This window comes from Halorussus lipolyticus (assembly GCF_029338375.1).
GTDB lineage: Archaea > Halobacteriota > Halobacteria > Halobacteriales > Haladaptataceae > Halorussus > Halorussus lipolyticus.
In genome coordinates, this window is sequence record NZ_CP119805.1 from 281,553 (window position 1) to 297,813 (window position 16,261).

Sequence of the window (16,261 nt, forward strand, 5' to 3'; positions counted from 1 at the left end):
AACGTTTCCGCCGAAAAGACTCCGTACCGGGTCTCAGCGCAGGAAACCCAGTAGTTCGTAGTCGTGGTCCGGCGTGTATCGCCGGAATAGCAGGCTGTTGGTCAGGACGCTCACGCTGGAGAACGCCATCGCGCCCGCGGCCAGAACTGGCTGGAGCAGACCCAGACTCGCCAGCGGAATCATCGCGGTGTTGTAGCCCAGCGCCCAGAACAGGTTCTGCTTGATTTTCGCCAGCGTCCCCTCCGAGACCCGGATGGCCTTCAGCACGTCGGCGGGGTCGTCGCGCATCAGGGTCACGTCGGCGGCCTCGATGGCCACGTCGGTCCCCGAGCCAATCGCCGCGCCGACGAACGCCGAGGCCAGCGCGGGGGCGTCGTTCACCCCGTCGCCGACCATCATCGCGTTCCGGCCCTCGGACTGGATGGACTCGACGGCATCGGCCTTGTCCTCGGGCAGAACCTCGGCCCGGACGTTCTCGGGGTCGATGCCGACCTGCTCGGCGACGGCGCGGGCGGTCCGCTCGTTGTCGCCGGTAATCATCATGACCTCGGTCCCCCGATTCCGGAGGGCCGAGACGGCCTGCTTGGCGCTCTCCTTCACGGTATCAGCGTCTGCGACGACGCCAGCGAGTTCGCCATCGATTGCGATGAGCATGGCCGTCTTACCCTCGCGTTCGAGGCGTTCCATCGGCTCCTCGGCGCGCGAGATGTCCACGCCGTTGTCCCGCATCAGCTTTCGGTTGCCGACCAGCACCTCGCCGTGAGAGGTCGTCGCCCGGACGCCGTGGCCGGGGACGTTCTCGAAGCTCTCGGGATTTTCGACGTCGAGGCCGCGCTCTCTCGCGCCTTCGACGATAGCCTGCGCGAGGGGATGCTCGCTCCCCTTCTCGGCGCTCGCGGCGGCCGAGAGGACGAACTCCTCGTCCATCTCGGATTCGCCCGAGGGTTCCTCGACTGCACCGCCGTCCGCGGCAGTCTCGCCGCCGCTTCCGCCGTCTGGTCGGGGGCCGAGTGCCACCACGTCGGTCAGGCGCATCTCGCCCTCGGTTAGGGTGCCGGTCTTGTCGAAGACCACGGTGTCCACGTCGCGGACGCGTTCGAGGATGTCGCCGCCCTTGAACAGCACGCCGTTCTGCGCGCCGATGGAGGTTCCGACCATCGTCGCCGCAGGGGTGGCGAGGCCCAGAGCGCAGGGACAGGCGATGAGGACCGCCGAGGCGAACACGACTACCGCGAACTCGAAGACCGAGACGGTGCCGCCAGCGATTTCGGGGCCACCTGCGACGAGGCCCCAGAGGGGAAGTGACTGGACGAATCCGGCCAGCGCCTCGGGAAACAGGAACCAGAGCGTGCCCCAGAGCAGGGCGTTGGTGATGACCGCCGGGACGAAGTACGCCGAGATTCGGTCCGCGACCTGCTGAATCTCCGGCTGTCTGCTCTGGGCCTCCTTGACCATCTGGACGATTTGCTGGAGGGCGGTCTCCGCGCCGACTTTGGTGGCCTCGACCCGGAGGACGCCGTTCTCGTTGACGGTCGCACCCACCACCTCGTCGCCGGGCGACTTCTCGACGGGAACCGACTCGCCCGTGACCATCGACTCGTCTACTGCGCTCTCGCCCTCGACGACCTCGCCGTCGGTCGGAATCTTCTCGCCGGGGCGGACCACCATCACGTCGCCGACTGCCACGTCCTCGACGGGAATCTTCTGCTCCTCGCCGTCCCGAATCACGGTGGCCTCGTCGGCCTCCATCTCGAGGAGCTTTCGGAGCGCGTCGCTCGCTTGGCCCTTCGACCGGGCTTCGAGGTAGTTGCCGAGCGTGATGAACACCAAGATGAGCGCGGCGGTGTCGAAGTAGAGACTCCCGGTGAACCCGAGGAGGACGGCCACGCTGTAGAGATACGCAGTCGAGGAGCCGAGCGCAATCAGCACGTCCATGTTCGCAGTCCGGTTCTTGACGACCGCGGTGTAGGAATTCTCGTAGAACTCCTTGCCGAGGAAGTACTGGACCGGGGTCGCCAGCCCGAACATAATCCAGCCGAGCGGGACGCCGAGGATGGCCTCGCCCAGCAGGCCGTCGAACAGGTAGTGTTCGAGCATGAAGAAGATGAGCGGCGTCGAGAGGACCGCGCCGAAGATGGTCAGATTTCGCTGGTGGCGAATCTCCTCCTGTCGGGCGGCGTCGCGCCGGTCGGCGCTGGACTGGTCGGACTCGCCGTCGTCGTCGCGGACCGGCGAGTAGCCCGCGCCCTCGATGGCGTCGTAGAAGGATTCGCGGTCCACGTCGTTGGGGTTGTAGCGCACGGCCCCCTCGTCGGTGGCGTAGTTGACATCCGCGGAGATGACGCCCGGCAGGGCTTCGAGGGCCTCCTCGTTGGTCTCGGCACAGTTCGAGCAGGTCATGTCCGAGATGCCGATAGCGACCTTCTCGGAGACCGGTTCGTAGCCGGCGTCCTCGATTGCCTCGTAGATTTCGGCCAGCGTGACCTCGCCCGAATCGTACTCGACGGTTCCCTCGTCCGTGGCGAAGTTGACGTTCGCCGACTCGATGCCGTCCAACTCGCTCAGGGCGTCTTCGACGGTCCCCGAGCAGTTGGCGCAACTCATGCCTCGTATGTCGAGGTGTGTAGTTCGCGCCATGGTCTCCTCCTTGGTAGAAAGTAAGGGACCCACGTTAATGCGATTTGCCCCTTACAAATACGGCGTCAGTTCGGGCAATTGTTTTCTGGACTGGCGGGAATTAGGGTGGAAGATTTTGTTTCCAAAGTAGATTCGGGAGTAAAACGATGGTGATTCAAATGATGTTATAGACAACTACAGCAGTGGTAAAGAAAGAATAATATTTCTTTGAGGTCATAATACTGTCTCTGGAGCGGCGGGAACTGGTCTCACTCCATCGCGTCGATGACTTCGTAGCCGACGTTCTGGTCCCGGAGCGCGTCGGTGTGGGCGGTGAGTTCCGAGGAGACGGCCACCAGAAGCACGTCGAGGCCCTTCGCGGCCGCCTCACGGACTGCATCGACCGTCCCGAAGCGGAGGTCCGGGTCGAGTCCGGCGTCTCGGACCGCGGACAGCGCCTCCGTCCCGGCGACTGCCAACAGGTCGTGAGAAGCCGCGAGGTCGGCGATTTTGTCGGATTCGACCGCCCTGCTTCCCCCGTCGCGGACCGGTGGAATCGAGACCACGGTCACGGACCCCAAATCGTAGTCGAGGACCCCCGCGAAGTCGGTGACGCCCACGTCGGTCCCTGCCGAGGCGTCCGTGACCGCAACCGCGGTTGTACTTCCGGACCGGCCGGGAGTCGCGCGGAGCGTCCCCCCTCGCATCGAGAGCGACACCGCGTCGCCCGCCGACACGTCGGCGGTGGCGATTGCAGTCTCGACTTCCACCTCGCCGATAACGTCGGTCGAAACGTGTTCGACGTAGGCGCGGAGTTCGTCGGTCCGGCCCATCAGCCAATCGACGCCCTCCTTGGTGATTTCGTACCGTCCTCGGCCGTGTTTCGTGACGTATCCTTGGTCTACGAGGTCCGTGAGGTAGTCACTGACCGCTTGGGACGTGACCCCGATGGCGTCGGCGATTTCCCGCTGACTGACCGCGGGTTGGCGCTCCGCGATTTCGGCCAGAATCTGGTACCGCGTCGCGTCTCGCTTGCTCCGAAGTACGTCTGCTCCGTCGTCACCGTCCGGTCGCTCCGACATACCCGGCGGTTCGGCACCCTACTGCAAGTATTTTTGCGTTATTCCCGGCGTGGTTTCGCTCGCTCGCCCTCGACACCCAGTTATCTAAACCCTGCTTTCCCTAATACAACCATAATTGTTTTATTAGTCCCCCGAAGTTGTATCCAGTGATGACGAGGACAGCGCTTCCGAAGAACGCGAAGGCCGGCCCGACCAAATCGGAGGTCAGGGCGGTTCTACTGGATAAACTCGACCTGCGCGCCGACGACCACTTCGTGGAAGTCGGTTCCTGCACGGGTGCCGTCACCATCGAGGCGGCCCGGCGTGCTGGCCGGGTCACTGCCCTCGAACGCAAACCGGAACGGCTCGAAACCACACGAGAGAACCTCTCTGCGAACGGTATCACGGTGGTCGAGAACGAGACCGTGATGCTACGCGAGGCCGAGGCCCCCGAGGGACTGCCCGACGACGCCGACGCCCTCTTTCTTGGCGGCAGTCGGAACTTCGAGGAGGTCCTCGACCACGCGGTCGAGACCGGTATCGAGACGGTGGTGATGAACGTCTCGCGCCTCGAAGTCGCCGGGCGAGCGGTCGAGGCCTTCCGAGACCGGGACCTCCTCTCAGAGGTGGTCCAGTTGCAGGTGGGCCACGGCTACGAGTTGGCCGGCGCGACCAGTTTCGACGCCCAGAACCCGGTGTACATGGTCGTCGGCGGAACGGACGACGAGACCGACTCCGCCGAGGAGGACGCATCGTGACCCTCTACGGCGTCGGTCTCGGTCCGGGTGACGCCGACCTCGTGACGGTCCGGGGCAAGCGCGTCCTCGACTCCGCCGACGTGGTGTACTCGCCCGGCAGACTCTCGCGGTCGGTGGCAGAGAAGTGCGTCCCCGAGTCGAAAATCGCGGACCTCGACTTTCCGATGACCCGCGACCCCGACGAACTCCGGAGCGCGTGGAAGGACGCCGCCGGGGAAATCGCCCCGCGAGCGACGGACGGCGACGCCGCGTTCGTCACCCTCGGCGACCCAAACGTCTACTCCACTTTCGGCCACCTCCGGCGGACGATGGACGCCTTCCACCCCGAGGTGGTCCTCGAAATCGTCCCCGGCGTGAGCGCGGTGACGGCGTTCGCCACCGCGCTGGGCGTCGAAATCGACGCCGGGGCGGGTCTCGCGCTGAAGGAGGCCTCCCGAGGACGCTCCCCGACCGGCCCGGACCGGATGGTCCTGTTCAAAGTCACCGACGCGCCGGCGACCCACGAGGGCCTCGCGCAAGCGGGCTACGACGTGACCTACGGTCGCCGACTCTACATGGAGCAGGGCGAGACGACTGTCACCAGCGACCCAGACGAGATAGCCGAACGCGATTACTACACCCTCGCCTACGCCGAGAAGCGCGGTATCGAGAAGGACCGCGCCACGGCCGAGTTCGAGCAGTCAGCGGAAACCGAGGAGGGGTCGGCGTGACGAACGACAGCGACAGGTCCCGAGACGCCATCGGCGACCCCCAAGACGCCATCGACGCCCGGAGCGATGCCCGCCAGCGAGACCGGGACCCGCGAGTCTACGAACACACCGCCGGCGACGTGCAGGAGGGCGTCCCCTTCATCGGCGCGGGACCGGGCGACCCCGGCCTGCTGACCGTGACCGGCAAGCGACTCGTAGAGGAGGCCGACCTCGTGGTCCACGCCGGGTCGCTGGTCAACAGCGAACTCCTCGCGGAGTACTGCGACGACGCCGAACTGGTCAACTCGGTCGGCAAGGACCTCGAAGAACTCGTCCCCCTGATGCGGGACGCCTACGACGAGGGCCGGAACGTGGTCCGACTCCACAGCGGCGACCCCGCAATCTACGGCGCGGCCCTCGAACAGATGGACGCGCTGGAACACGAGGAGGTCCCGACGTACTTCGTTCCGGGCGTGACCTCGGCGTTCGCTGTGAGCGCGACCCTCCGGACCCAACTCACCCTCAACGAGACCGCAAACCACGTCGCGTTCACCCGGCCGCAGGGCAAGACCCTCGACGCCGAGGACGACCACATCGGCGAGTTCGTCGGGATGGGCGACGTGACGACCTGCATCTATCTGGGCACCCACGCAGTCGCCGAGACGATGGACCGCCTGCTGGCGGAGGGCCACGACCCCGAGACCCCGGTCGCAGTGGTCTACCACGCCTCGTGGCCCGACGAGGAGGTCATCGAGGGCACCATCGCAACCATCGGCGAGAAGGTCGAGGAGGCCGGATACCGGGCGTCCGCGATGGTCGTCATCGGGCAGGCTGTCACCGGTTCGGGCTACGAGCGGTCGTATCTGTACGGCGACTGGGCGACCGACTCCGAGACAAAAGAGGAGTGTTCGGATGACTGAGACCGTCCGCCAAAAAGGGCGGGAAGGCCTCGAAAGCCCCCGCCCGGTCGCGGTCGCTCAGCGACATATCCGTGGCTCTCAGCACCGCCCGCCACGGATAGGGGTCGCTGAGACGACTACACTGAACGCGACCGGGCGGCCCCTTTCAGTCCACCCAGACGGTGCGCTGGTTGGCCAAGCATGTTCTCGATGGATGGACTCGCCGAGTGAAACCGAATTGCGGTCGAAGGTACGCGAATCATGAGTACGGACAACAACGATTCCGGTAGTAGCTGTAAAGCGCCCGATTCAGACGGCGAAGTAGCCGACGAGATAGCCATCGTCGCCTTCGAGCGCAAGATGGACACCGCCGACGAGATAGTCGAAGGCATCGGCGACCGGTACGAGACCATCGACGTGCTGGAGTACCACGGCGACGTGTTCGAGGAGTACTGGGGCGAGTACGACTGCTTCGTCGGTCTGATGGCCAGCGGTATCGCCATGCGAAAGACCGCCCACCTCCTCGACGACAAGTGGGACGACCCCGCCATCTGCGTCGTGGACGAGGAACTGACGTGGGCCATTCCCATCACGGGCGGCCACCACGGCGCGAACCAAGTCGCCGACGATTTGGCCTCGATGGGCGCTGTCCCGGCGATGACCACGGCCTCGGAGGCCGCTGACAAGCAGGGCGTCGAGAAGCAGGCCAAAGCCCTCGACGCCCACGTCGTCAACGGCGATTCGACAGTCGCCACCAACCTCGCGGTGCTGGACGACGAACTCGGCCCGGTCGAACGCCTCGACGGTCCGAAGGCGGTCCTCGTCGGCGACGACGTGACTGTCCTGAAGCGCAACAAAGACCACGGGGAAGGCGTCGTCCTCGGGACCGGAAGCGTCTCCGGTGCGACCGAAGACCAGTTCGTCACGGCGTGGGAGCAGGCCCTCGAATCGACCGACTACGACCTCGAAGACGTGGAGTTCGTCGCCACCGCGACCCGGAAAGACGACGAGGAGGGCCTGCTGTCGGCGGCCGACAAGTTGAACCTCGGCGTGGTCGCCTTCGAGAAGGAGGTCCTCGAAGACTTCGAGGGACCCACCCCGTCGAAATCCAAGGAACTCATCGGGTGGCCCGGCATCGCCGAGGCCTCGGCAATCGCGGGTGGGCGAAACCACGACCTCGTTGCCGAAAAAACGCGGTACGACGACGCTGTGACCGTGGCGGTGGGGCGATAGCATGAGTGAAGAAGTGGGCACCCTCTACGTCGTCGGCATCGGTCCCGGCCTGCCCCACGCGATGACCCAAGAGGCCAAAGACGTGATTCGGACCGCCGACTGCGTTATCGCCTCGAACCTCTATCAGGAGTTCCTGCGCAAGGACGGCACCATCCCGCCCGAGTCCGAGACCGAATCGACCGACGAGGACGCCGTACTCGCCACCCGACCCGACGGGACCGAGCAGGAAGTCGTGCGCTCCTCGATGGGTCGGCAAATCGAACTCGCCCGTGAGGCCTTCGAGCGAGTTCGAGACGGCGAGGACGTGGCCCACGTCTCCGGGGGCGACCCCAACGTCTACGGCAAGTCGGACCTCGTGTTCACGATGGCCGAGGAGGACGGTGCGACCGACATCCCCATCGAAATCGTGCCGGGTGTGACCGCGGCACTCGGCGGGGCGGCCAACCTCGGCGCGCCCCTCAGCAACGACTTCTGCACGATTTCGCTGTCGGACAAGTGGCGTGGCTGGGACGAAATCGAGGAGAAGCTGAGAGCGGCCGCCATCAGCGGGTTCGTCGTGGTCCTCTACAACTGCTGGCGCGACTACGAGCGAGCAATCGAAGTCCTCCGCGAGGAGCGCGCAGACCACGTGCCGGTCGGTATCTTCAACGACGCTGGCCGGGCCGACGCCGGGCGCAACCTCGAAGACGAGACCCACACCATCACGACGCTCGGCGAGGCCGCCGACCACGACGAGAAAGTCGGCGGGATGGGGACCTCAATCCTCGTCGGCAACCACGAGACGAAGGTGTGGCGCAACGACGACCGAGAGTACCTCGTCACCCCGCGCGGCGGGCGTGACGTAGACGATTTCTGAACCATGAGTACTGACGAAACCACGACAGAGACGGAATCGAAGTGCGGCGCATCGAGCAGTACAGAGACCACCGAGTCGAAGTGTGGCGCGAGCAGTTCGGCCGACGACAGCACGTCGAACTGCGGCGCGAGTGGTTCGAGCGACGGCGACGAGGAGGTCGGTTCGACAGTCGAGGACTTCGACGCCGACCCCGGCAGACTCGTGGCGGTCGGTCTCGGGCCGGGCGAACCCGAGGGGATGACCAGTCGAGCGAAGACCGCCCTCGCCGACGCCGAACACATCGTGGGCTACACGACCTACGTCGAACTCCTGCCCGACGAGATTACAGAAAGCGCCGACGACATTTACTCGACGCCGATGTGCGGCGAAGTCTCTCGGACCGAGGAGGCCATCGACCGGGCCTTGGCGGGCAACGACGTGGCAATCATCGGGAGCGGTGACCCGAACGTCTACGCCTTAGCCGGTCTCGCGCTCGAAATCCTCGAATCGAAGGGCGGGACGGCCTCGATGGTCGATTTCGAAGTCGTTCCCGGCGTCCCGGCGGCCCAGTCCTGCGCGGCCAGAGTCGGCGCACCCCTCGTGAACGACACCGTGACCATTAGCCTCTCGGACCACCTCACCGACATGCCGACCATCGAATCGCGGCTTCACGCCACCGCCAAGGAGGGGTTCACCATCGCCATCTACAACCCGTGGAGTCGCAAGCGGCGGGCGAACTTCGAGAAGTGCTGTGAAATTCTGCTGGAACACCGCGACGACGACACCCCGGTCGGCGTGGTCCACGCCGCGGGCCGCGACGACGAGGAGGTCGAAATCACCACCCTCGGCGAACTCCCCGACCTCGGCGAGACCGACCTGATAGACATGACGACGACGCTCCTCGTAGGCAACGACGAGACCTACGTCTGGGACGGCCGGATGGTCACCCCGCGAGGCTACGAGACCAAATACGACTACTGAGAGATGTACCGGGTAACTATCGACACCGAGGCCTGCGACGGCATCTTCGCTTGCCTGACCCGCGACGACCGATTCGCCGAGGACGACGACGGCCTCGCCACGCTCGACACCGACGAAGACCGACACAGGGCGGTCCGGCGCGAGGAGGGACGAGTCGTCGCGGAGTTCGACGACGACCAGCGGGCAGACGCCGAGCAGGCCGCCGAGGCCTGCCCGCCGAACGCAATCAGCGTGGAGGCGATTGATGACGAGTGACCCCGCAGTCGGCGAGAGCGCGCCCGACGACATGCTGGCGGGCCACCCCGAACTGGCCTACTTCTGGGGCCGAGTCGCCGGAGACGGCGACGTGACCCGAGACGAGATTCGGGTCGTCGCCGGCGACGAAACCGCCGCCGAGCGACTGGCCGCGATTGCAGGGGCCGAACAGGTCGAGCATCGAATCGCCGAGCGAGAGTACGCCCACGACACCGCCATCACCCGGACCGAAGACGAGTACACCGTGCAGGTCATCGGTTCGACGCTGGCCGACCGGGCGAGCGCCGCCCTCGGTCTGCCCGTGGCTGACCACCCCGGCGGCTACCGGTTCGACGCCTTCGCCGACTACGACCGCCAACTGATTCGGGGCCTCCTCGAAGGCTGTGGCACCATCTGCTTCAAGCGTTCGAGCGGGACGGTCGGCATCTCGTTCGTCCACGACGACCGGAACCTCGTGGAGACGGTTCAAAGCATTGTAGAGATGGCCGAAGTCGAGGCCCCGACCGGCGAACTCGCGGAGTCCTCGTCGGGGCGGTACTGGTTCGGCGTCGAGGACGACGCCGGAGGCCGGTTCGGCGAGTGGCTGTATCGGGACACCGACGAGTCGGGGCTGTTCGCCCCGAACCGACGGCGAAAGCTCCGGCGGAGTCTGGAGCAAGCCGAGCAGGCCGAAAAATGAGCGGGACCGTCGAAACCGACACTCCGACGGCGACCGGATTCGAGGACGAGGCCGTCCTGCTGGTCGGTCACGGCTCCCGGCGCGAGAAGTCCAACGAGCAGGTCCGGGAGTTGGCGTCTGCGCTGGAGGAGCGCGTCGGCGTCCCGGTAGACGCCGGGTTCCTCGAACTCGCCGAACCCTCGATACCCGACGCAATCGAGGGGCTGGCACCCGCAGTCGAGGAGATTTCGGTCGTCCAACTCTCGCTGTTCGCCGCGAGTCACGTCAAGAACGACGTGCCGCTGGCGGTGAATCGGGCGCGGCGCGACCACCCCGAAGTCGCGTTCAACGTCGGGTCCCACCTCGGCGTCCACCCCGCGATTATCGACCTGCTGGACGACCGGGCGTCAGCGGTGGAGGCCGAACTGGGCGTGGACCGCACCGAGGACGACGTGGCGGTCGCACTCTGCGCTCGGGGGTCAAGCGACCCCGACGCCAACGCCGACGTTCACAAACTGGCGCGCTTGCTCTACGAGGGCAGAGAGTTTTCGTCGGTCGAAGCGACCTTCGTCGGGGTGACGGAGCCGACGCTCGACGACACGCTCCACGGAATCGCCAAACAGCGACCCGACGCCGTGGTGGCCCTGCCGTACATGCTCGGCGACGGCGTGCTGACCCAGCGCGTCCGGGACTGGACCGCCGAGTTCGCCGACGAGTACCCCTACGTCGATGCCGGGGCGGGCGACCCGCTCGGGACCGACTCGCGCCTGCTGGACGTGCTGGCCGACCGGTGGCAGGAAGCCCGGACCGGGAGCGTCGAGATGTCGTGTGACACCTGCAAGTACAAGGTCGAACTCGACGGCTACGAGGAGGACCGTGGCGGCGCTCGGGCCATGCTCCGGGCGCTGACCCATCAGGAGACCCATGCCGACCGCGAGGACGTGGACGACGACCCCCACGTCCACGACGCGCCCGAGAAACACGTCGCGGTCTGCACCAACCAGACCTGCGCCGCCGAGGGGTCTTCAGCCGTGCTGGAGCGTCTCCGGCAGGAGGTCAGGGACTCCGACGAGGCCGACGCTCGCATCACCCGGTCGTCGTGTCTCGGGCAGTGCGGCGAGGGACCGATGGTGGCCGTCTACCCCGACGGCGTGTGGTACGGCGGCGTCGGCGACGACGACGCCGAGCGAATCGTCTCGTCCCATCTCGACAGGGACCGCATCGTGAGCGACATCGTAGACCAAACACTCTGAATTATGAGCTGTTACGAAATCGAAGCACTGCGACTCGGACTGATGAACGTACTGGGAACCGAAGACGAGAGCGCGCGCCAACACGCCGAGAAAGAACTGGAAGGCCACCTCGACGGCCCGGTCGGCGCGCTGGCCGACGCCGAGACCTTCTCGGAAATCGAGCGCCACCTCGACGCCGCGCTGGTGGACTTGGAGGAGGACATCGCTCGGACCAGCGACGACGCCCCCGAATACGACTACCTCAGGGGTCGCCTCGTCGCGGTCCGGGACGCCGAGCGGGCAGTCCAGCGAGTGACCGCGCAGGGCGAGAGCGTGCTTGACGGCCTCGGCGAGGCCCACGACGTACTTCACGAAGCCTTCCCTGTCGAGGACGAATGAGTCGCGGACGAACCGGCGTCTCGGTCGAACTCGGCGACTGTTCGCCGCGGGGCAGTCGCCAGCAGTGGCGGCGGTCGAGCGTGACGGAGTTCGGCGTCGAGGGGTCAGAGAGCGCAGGTTTCGCGGTCGGTACCGCCGACGGGACTGTCCTCGCACTGGACGCCGAGGGGTCGGAACGCTGGCGAACGCCGGGCGACGAGATGGCAGTCGCGCTCGCCGAGTTCGACACCTCGCTCGCGGTCGGCACGCGGGGCGACCGGGGCCGAGTCCGACTGCTCGACTCGTCGGGAGACGAGCAGTGGGCCTACGACACCGCCAGCGACCTCGGCGGTTCCGCGAAAGACACCCTGTTTTGGTACCCCTTCGTCGTGGACGTGGTGGCAGGGAGACCGGACGAAACCGGCGACAGCGGCCTCTACGCCGCGGCCCGGCGGTACGAGCGCGACGGCGACCAACGAGTCTGGCGGAGCGCGGTGTACGCCTTCGGCCCTGACGGCGAGGTTCGTTGGCGATACGAGACCGACGCCTCGCCCATCTCGCTCTCGCTCGACGGAAGTCGCCTCGCGGTCGCTTACAACCGGTGCGGCGGCGACCACGACTGCGGACTGATGGTGCTGGACGCCGACTCGGGCACCCCGGTCGCGGACTGGGACCCCGGCACCGCTGGCGAGCGCCGGGTCGGCGACGTGTCGCTCTCGGGGGGCGACCTCGCGGCGGCGAGTCACGGCGACTACCGGGGATATCTCCTCGACGCCGACAGCGGCGCAGAGCAGTGGGCCACCGAGTTGGGCGTCGAGCGCGCTCTCGGCGACGAGACGCTGTACGCCTACCCGAACCACGCGCTCCTCGCAGGCGACGCTGTGGTGTTCGTGACCGGGAACTCCTTCCCCGAGGAGGGCCGCGAGGCCGAGGGTCGCCACCCGAACGAACACACCATCGCGGCGTTCTCGCGGGAGGACGGCGAGCGCCTGTGGTCGTCCTCGGTCGGCGGGTTCGCCGGCGAAGTGGTCTCCTCGGGAGAGCGTATCGCGGTCCCCTGCGCACAGCACTTCCGGGACCGGGATGCCGAAGCGCACGGCCTTCGGGTGTTCGACGCTCGGGAGGGGTTGGTTCGGGAGATTAGGGCCGAGGGTATCGTGACCGCGGCGGCGCTGTGTGACGGTCGAGTGGCGTTCGTGGAGGAACCGGTGGAGTATCACGACGAGGACGAGGTTCGAGGGACGTATCGGGTTCGCGTGGAGCAGATTTGAGCCGTCAACAGAGCTATTTTGATTTTCAGTCACTCGAAGTGTGTCGAAGCATGTACTCGCCATCGTTGCAAACCGCCAAGGATGCGCTCGGAAGCGGAAGTCTAGTTCCTCGGCGGACTGAAAAGGCGAGGGCGGTTCGCGTGCAGTTCAGTCGTCTCAGCGGGCCACTATTCGAGGGGTGAGTGAAGCGAGGCCCGAGAATATCCCGCTGAGAGACCGCGAACGGCGCGAGGGCTTTCGAGGCCTTCGCCGCTGTTTCCGTAACTTATCGGAACAGAACTGATTTTTCCGACGCCGAATCTTTAGGCTCATCCGCCACCAACCTCCGAACATACCCACACAGAATTACCCGCGAAAGGTCGGCAACCATCGCGTCAACGACCGGTGGGAGTGCGAGGACTACGGCCCAAACGACGACTGTCTCTCGCAGTTCCGGGAAACCGAATGCGAGTGACTACACCCACCCAAAGAAATTCAAAATAATTCTAAAAGAAATAATTACATTCTCCTGCCGACCCTACACCCCGACGACCATCGAGGCCGCGAACCAGACCACCACGACCGCGGCACCGATTTCGAAGGCGGCGTAGGCGCGAGTACCCCGGCCTCGGGCGAACGTCACCAGCGACCCGACGCCGCCGCCGACCGCGGCGAGCGTCACCGTGAGCGCGGCGGTGTAGGCGGTGACGGCACCGACTGCACCCTCCGCGCCGGCGGTCGGGACCACCGCCGAGACGAACGCGAGCATGCTCACCGGCGGCGAGGCCGCGAACAGCGACCCGACGACGCCCGTCCGGAGGTAGTCGGTGCGGGTCTCGTGGGGGTGCGTGTGGAGGTACGTCTGGGCCGTTGCCAAGACTCGACCGGCGAGGCCAGCGTCCTCACCGCCTGACGCGGCCTCGGGGCCGACCGGCAGTCCGCGCAAGCGCCGGACGCCGGTCGTGCCGAGGAGGACGGCGACGACGCCCAGAACCAGTCCAGCGAGGGTCGAACCCGCCTCGCCGATGGCCTCGGGCGCGGCGCTGGCGCTGGCCCCGAGCGCAGAGAGGACCGCGACCCACGCCACGACGACCAGCGCGTGGCCGACCGCGAAACTCGCGCCGACGAAGGCGGCGTGCGCTCTGCTGTCGGTCTCGCTGGTGAGCGCCGAGATGCCCGCGGCGTGGTCCGGTTCGAAGCCGTGGGTCACGCCGAGGACCAGCGCCGCGCCGAGGACCCCGAGGTCCGCCAGTGGAATCATCGGGCGTCACCTCCCGCGGTGGGGGCGACGGAATCGCGCTCCCCGGCGCGTTCGACCGCTCGGGCGACTCGCTCGGCCGACAGCGACGAGAGGGGCACGCGCTCGCCGTCGGTCTCGTCGGCCACGACGCCCGCGAGACCCGCCGAATCGCCATCGTCTGCATCCACGACGACGACGTGCGAATCCTGCTCGGCGAGACCGCGGGCCGCCGCGCGGGTCTCCTCGGTCGGACTCCCGTCGGCGACGTTAGCCCGCCCGTCGGTGACGACCACGACGACGCTGGCGGCAGAATCGGCGCGTTCGACCACCTCGCCGGCGGTCCGAAGTCCGGCGGGGAGCGGCGTCCGGTCGCCGACCGGCAGGTCCTTGAGGTGGCGCGCCGCGAGGTCGGTGCTGTCGGTCGGCGGGAGGAGGACCTCGGCGTCTTCGCCGGCGAACGCGACGAACGCCACTTCGTCGCGGCGCTCGTAGGCGTCTTTCAGCAGTTCCAGCACGACGGCCTTGGCGGTCCGCATCGCCGAGCGCATCGAGACGCTGGCGTCCACCGCGAACACGACGAGCGACGATTCTTCGCGCTCCCGGACCGCGGTCCGGAGGTCCTGCTCGGCCACCGCGTCCGCACCGCGACTCGCCGCCGCCCGGACCGACGCCGCGGCGTCCACTGACTCGCCTGACTCGGCGCGCTCGGTCCGGACGCGAGCGCCGCGACCCGACGGACTCGGCGTCGCTGTCGCCCGCGTTCCGCCGTCGGGTCCCGACTCCGCCGAGGACCCGATTCCGGCGTCGTCGGCTTCCATCCCCTCGATTTCGGGGCGCTCGGCATCGCCGACGCCGGGCCGGGACTGGCCGGGAACCAGCGGCGCGGCGGTCGCAGAATCGTCGGAATCGGCGTCGTCGGCATCCGAATCGGCGTCGCCAGCGCCGGATTCGACCTCGGCGGGCGACTGGCCCCCGGAGCGACCGCCTCGCCGGGAGTCGTCGCCCGGAGAAGGAGAATCGTCATCCGAACCGGGAGAGTCGCCGTCCGAACCGGAAGAATCACCCTCGGATTCGCGCTCCGGCGAATCGTCGGCGTCCGAACCCTCGCCCTCGGACTCCTCGCGGTCGCTTTCCTCGCCGTCGAAGTGGTCGTCCAGCACCTCGTCGGGGGCCGGCGCGTCCTCGAAGGGCCGACTCTTGAGGCGGTGGGGAAGCGCGAGTTCGGCGGCCTCCCGAACGTCTGACTCCAGCACTTTCCCCCGGCCGTCGAGCGCCGCGAAGGTCCGGCCAGCGCGGGCGACGGCGATGTCGGCGCGGTGGCCTTCGACCCCCGCGTCCCGGCAGAGTTCGGCGATGTCGGCCTTGAACTCGTCGGGGAGGACCACCTCGCCGAGGCCCTCGCGGGCACCCACGAGTCGGTCCCGGACCGCTCCGGTCTCGTCGGCGAACTCCTCGCGGAGGTCCCCGCCGTCTTCGAGCGCCCGGTCGAGGACGGTCACGCGGTCCTCGATTTCGTCGCACCCGGTGACGCTGGCCTGAAGCGCGAACCGGTCCCGGAGTTGGGGCCGGAGGTCGCCCTCCTCGGGGTTCATCGTCCCGACGAGGGTGAACTCCGCGGGGTGGGTGACGCTCACGCCGTCGCGCTCGACCCGGTTGACCCCGCTGGCGGCCGCGTCGAGGAGAACGTCCACGAGGTGGTCGTCGAGCAGGTTCACCTCGTCCACGTAGAGAATGCCGCGATTGACGCGGGCCAGCAGGCCGGGGTCGAACTCGGCGGTGCCGTCGAGGGCGTCCTCGACCGAGAGGGTGCCGACGACTCGCTCGCGGGTCGCCCCGAGCGGGAGCGTGACGAGCGGAACCGGCCGGGTCTCGACCGGTGGGTCGTTTCGGGACCGGCACTCCTCGCACTGCGATTGCGGGTCGTCGGGCGGACACCCGTAGGGGCAGTCCGCAATCACTCGCTGGTCGGGCAAGAGGTCGGCCAGTGCCCGGACCGCGCTCGATTTGGCAGTCCCCTTCTCGCCGCGGACCAGCAGGCCGTCGAGACTGTCGTTTACGGCGACCGCGAGGAGCGCCCGTTTCAGGCGCTCCTGCCCGACGACCGCCGGGAAGGGGAGGGTCGAAGCTTTTTTTGCGCCACGTAATTCAACCATACTTGTACTACAACAATGGAGGT

General features: G+C 67.1%; 15 protein-coding genes. 11 read left to right on the top strand and 4 right to left on the bottom strand.

The features are described from left to right. Positions 1 to 33: 33 nt before the first annotated feature. Complete coding sequence (locus tag P2T57_RS18380) at positions 34 to 2,637, bottom strand: heavy metal translocating P-type ATPase (protein ID WP_276302197.1); 2,604 nt, start codon at positions 2,635 to 2,637, stop codon at positions 34 to 36. A 248-nt stretch (positions 2,638 to 2,885) separates the two neighbouring features. Beyond that, positions 2,886 to 3,698 (bottom strand): DUF7839 domain-containing protein, encoded by an 813-nt coding sequence (locus P2T57_RS18385; RefSeq protein ID WP_276302198.1) that lies wholly within the window; start codon positions 3,696 to 3,698, stop codon positions 2,886 to 2,888. 149 nt (positions 3,699 to 3,847) lie between these two features. Between P2T57_RS18385 and cbiT the strand changes: the two genes are divergently transcribed. The 11 genes from cbiT to P2T57_RS18440 all read left to right on the top strand — a co-directional run bounded on the left by cbiT (position 3,848) and on the right by P2T57_RS18440 (position 12,866). Then, a complete protein-coding gene (gene cbiT / locus P2T57_RS18390; RefSeq protein ID WP_276302199.1) occupies positions 3,848 to 4,435 on the top strand; it encodes a precorrin-6Y C5,15-methyltransferase (decarboxylating) subunit CbiT in 588 nt (195 codons plus the stop codon). Continuing rightward, complete coding sequence (locus tag P2T57_RS18395; protein WP_276302200.1) at positions 4,432 to 5,145, top strand: cobalt-factor II C(20)-methyltransferase; 714 nt, start codon at positions 4,432 to 4,434, stop codon at positions 5,143 to 5,145. The genes cbiT and P2T57_RS18395 overlap by 4 nt, the downstream gene beginning before the upstream one ends. Before the next feature lie 29 nt (positions 5,146 to 5,174). Further along, entirely contained in the window at positions 5,175 to 6,044 is an 870-nt protein-coding gene (locus P2T57_RS18400) for a cobalt-precorrin-4/precorrin-4 C(11)-methyltransferase (RefSeq protein ID WP_276302533.1), read from the top strand. Between the two features lie 240 nt (positions 6,045 to 6,284). Further along, positions 6,285 to 7,256, top strand: a complete 972-nt coding sequence (cbiG, locus tag P2T57_RS18405; RefSeq protein ID WP_276302201.1) for a cobalt-precorrin 5A hydrolase — start codon at positions 6,285 to 6,287, stop codon at positions 7,254 to 7,256. 1 nt (position 7,257) lies between these two features. Next, positions 7,258 to 8,112: a precorrin-3B C(17)-methyltransferase gene (locus tag P2T57_RS18410; protein ID WP_276302202.1), complete on the top strand. Its 855-nt coding sequence runs from the start codon at positions 7,258 to 7,260 to the stop codon at positions 8,110 to 8,112. Between the two features lie 3 nt (positions 8,113 to 8,115). Next, a complete protein-coding gene (gene cobJ / locus P2T57_RS18415; RefSeq protein ID WP_276302203.1) occupies positions 8,116 to 9,072 on the top strand; it encodes a precorrin-3B C(17)-methyltransferase in 957 nt (318 codons plus the stop codon). Positions 9,073 to 9,075: 3 nt separating this feature from the next. Continuing rightward, entirely contained in the window at positions 9,076 to 9,327 is a 252-nt protein-coding gene (locus P2T57_RS18420) for a ferredoxin (RefSeq protein WP_276302204.1), read from the top strand. Next, entirely contained in the window at positions 9,317 to 10,006 is a 690-nt protein-coding gene (locus P2T57_RS18425; protein ID WP_276302205.1) for a cobalamin biosynthesis protein, read from the top strand. The genes P2T57_RS18420 and P2T57_RS18425 overlap by 11 nt, the downstream gene beginning before the upstream one ends. Next, the gene (locus tag P2T57_RS18430; RefSeq protein WP_276302206.1) at positions 10,003 to 11,238 is read left to right on the top strand and encodes a CbiX/SirB N-terminal domain-containing protein; all 1,236 of its coding nucleotides are present in this window, start codon (positions 10,003 to 10,005) and stop codon (positions 11,236 to 11,238) included. The genes P2T57_RS18425 and P2T57_RS18430 overlap by 4 nt, the downstream gene beginning before the upstream one ends. A gap of 3 nt (positions 11,239 to 11,241) precedes the next feature. After that, positions 11,242 to 11,616 carry a DUF3209 family protein gene (locus P2T57_RS18435; protein WP_276302207.1) on the top strand — a complete coding sequence of 125 codons (375 nt, stop codon included), beginning with the start codon at positions 11,242 to 11,244 and terminating at the stop codon, positions 11,614 to 11,616. Continuing rightward, a complete protein-coding gene (locus P2T57_RS18440) occupies positions 11,613 to 12,866 on the top strand; it encodes an outer membrane protein assembly factor BamB family protein (RefSeq protein WP_276302208.1) in 1,254 nt (417 codons plus the stop codon). The genes P2T57_RS18435 and P2T57_RS18440 overlap by 4 nt, the downstream gene beginning before the upstream one ends. A gap of 517 nt (positions 12,867 to 13,383) precedes the next feature. On the opposite strand, the gene P2T57_RS18445 is transcribed toward P2T57_RS18440, so the two are convergent. Next, positions 13,384 to 14,106, bottom strand: a complete 723-nt coding sequence (locus P2T57_RS18445) for a hypothetical protein (RefSeq protein WP_276302209.1) — start codon at positions 14,104 to 14,106, stop codon at positions 13,384 to 13,386. Continuing rightward, positions 14,103 to 16,238, bottom strand: a complete 2,136-nt coding sequence (locus tag P2T57_RS18450) for a VWA domain-containing protein (RefSeq protein ID WP_276302210.1) — start codon at positions 16,236 to 16,238, stop codon at positions 14,103 to 14,105. Before P2T57_RS18450 ends, P2T57_RS18445 begins: the two co-directional genes overlap by 4 nt. Between the last annotated feature and the right edge of the window lie 23 nt (positions 16,239 to 16,261).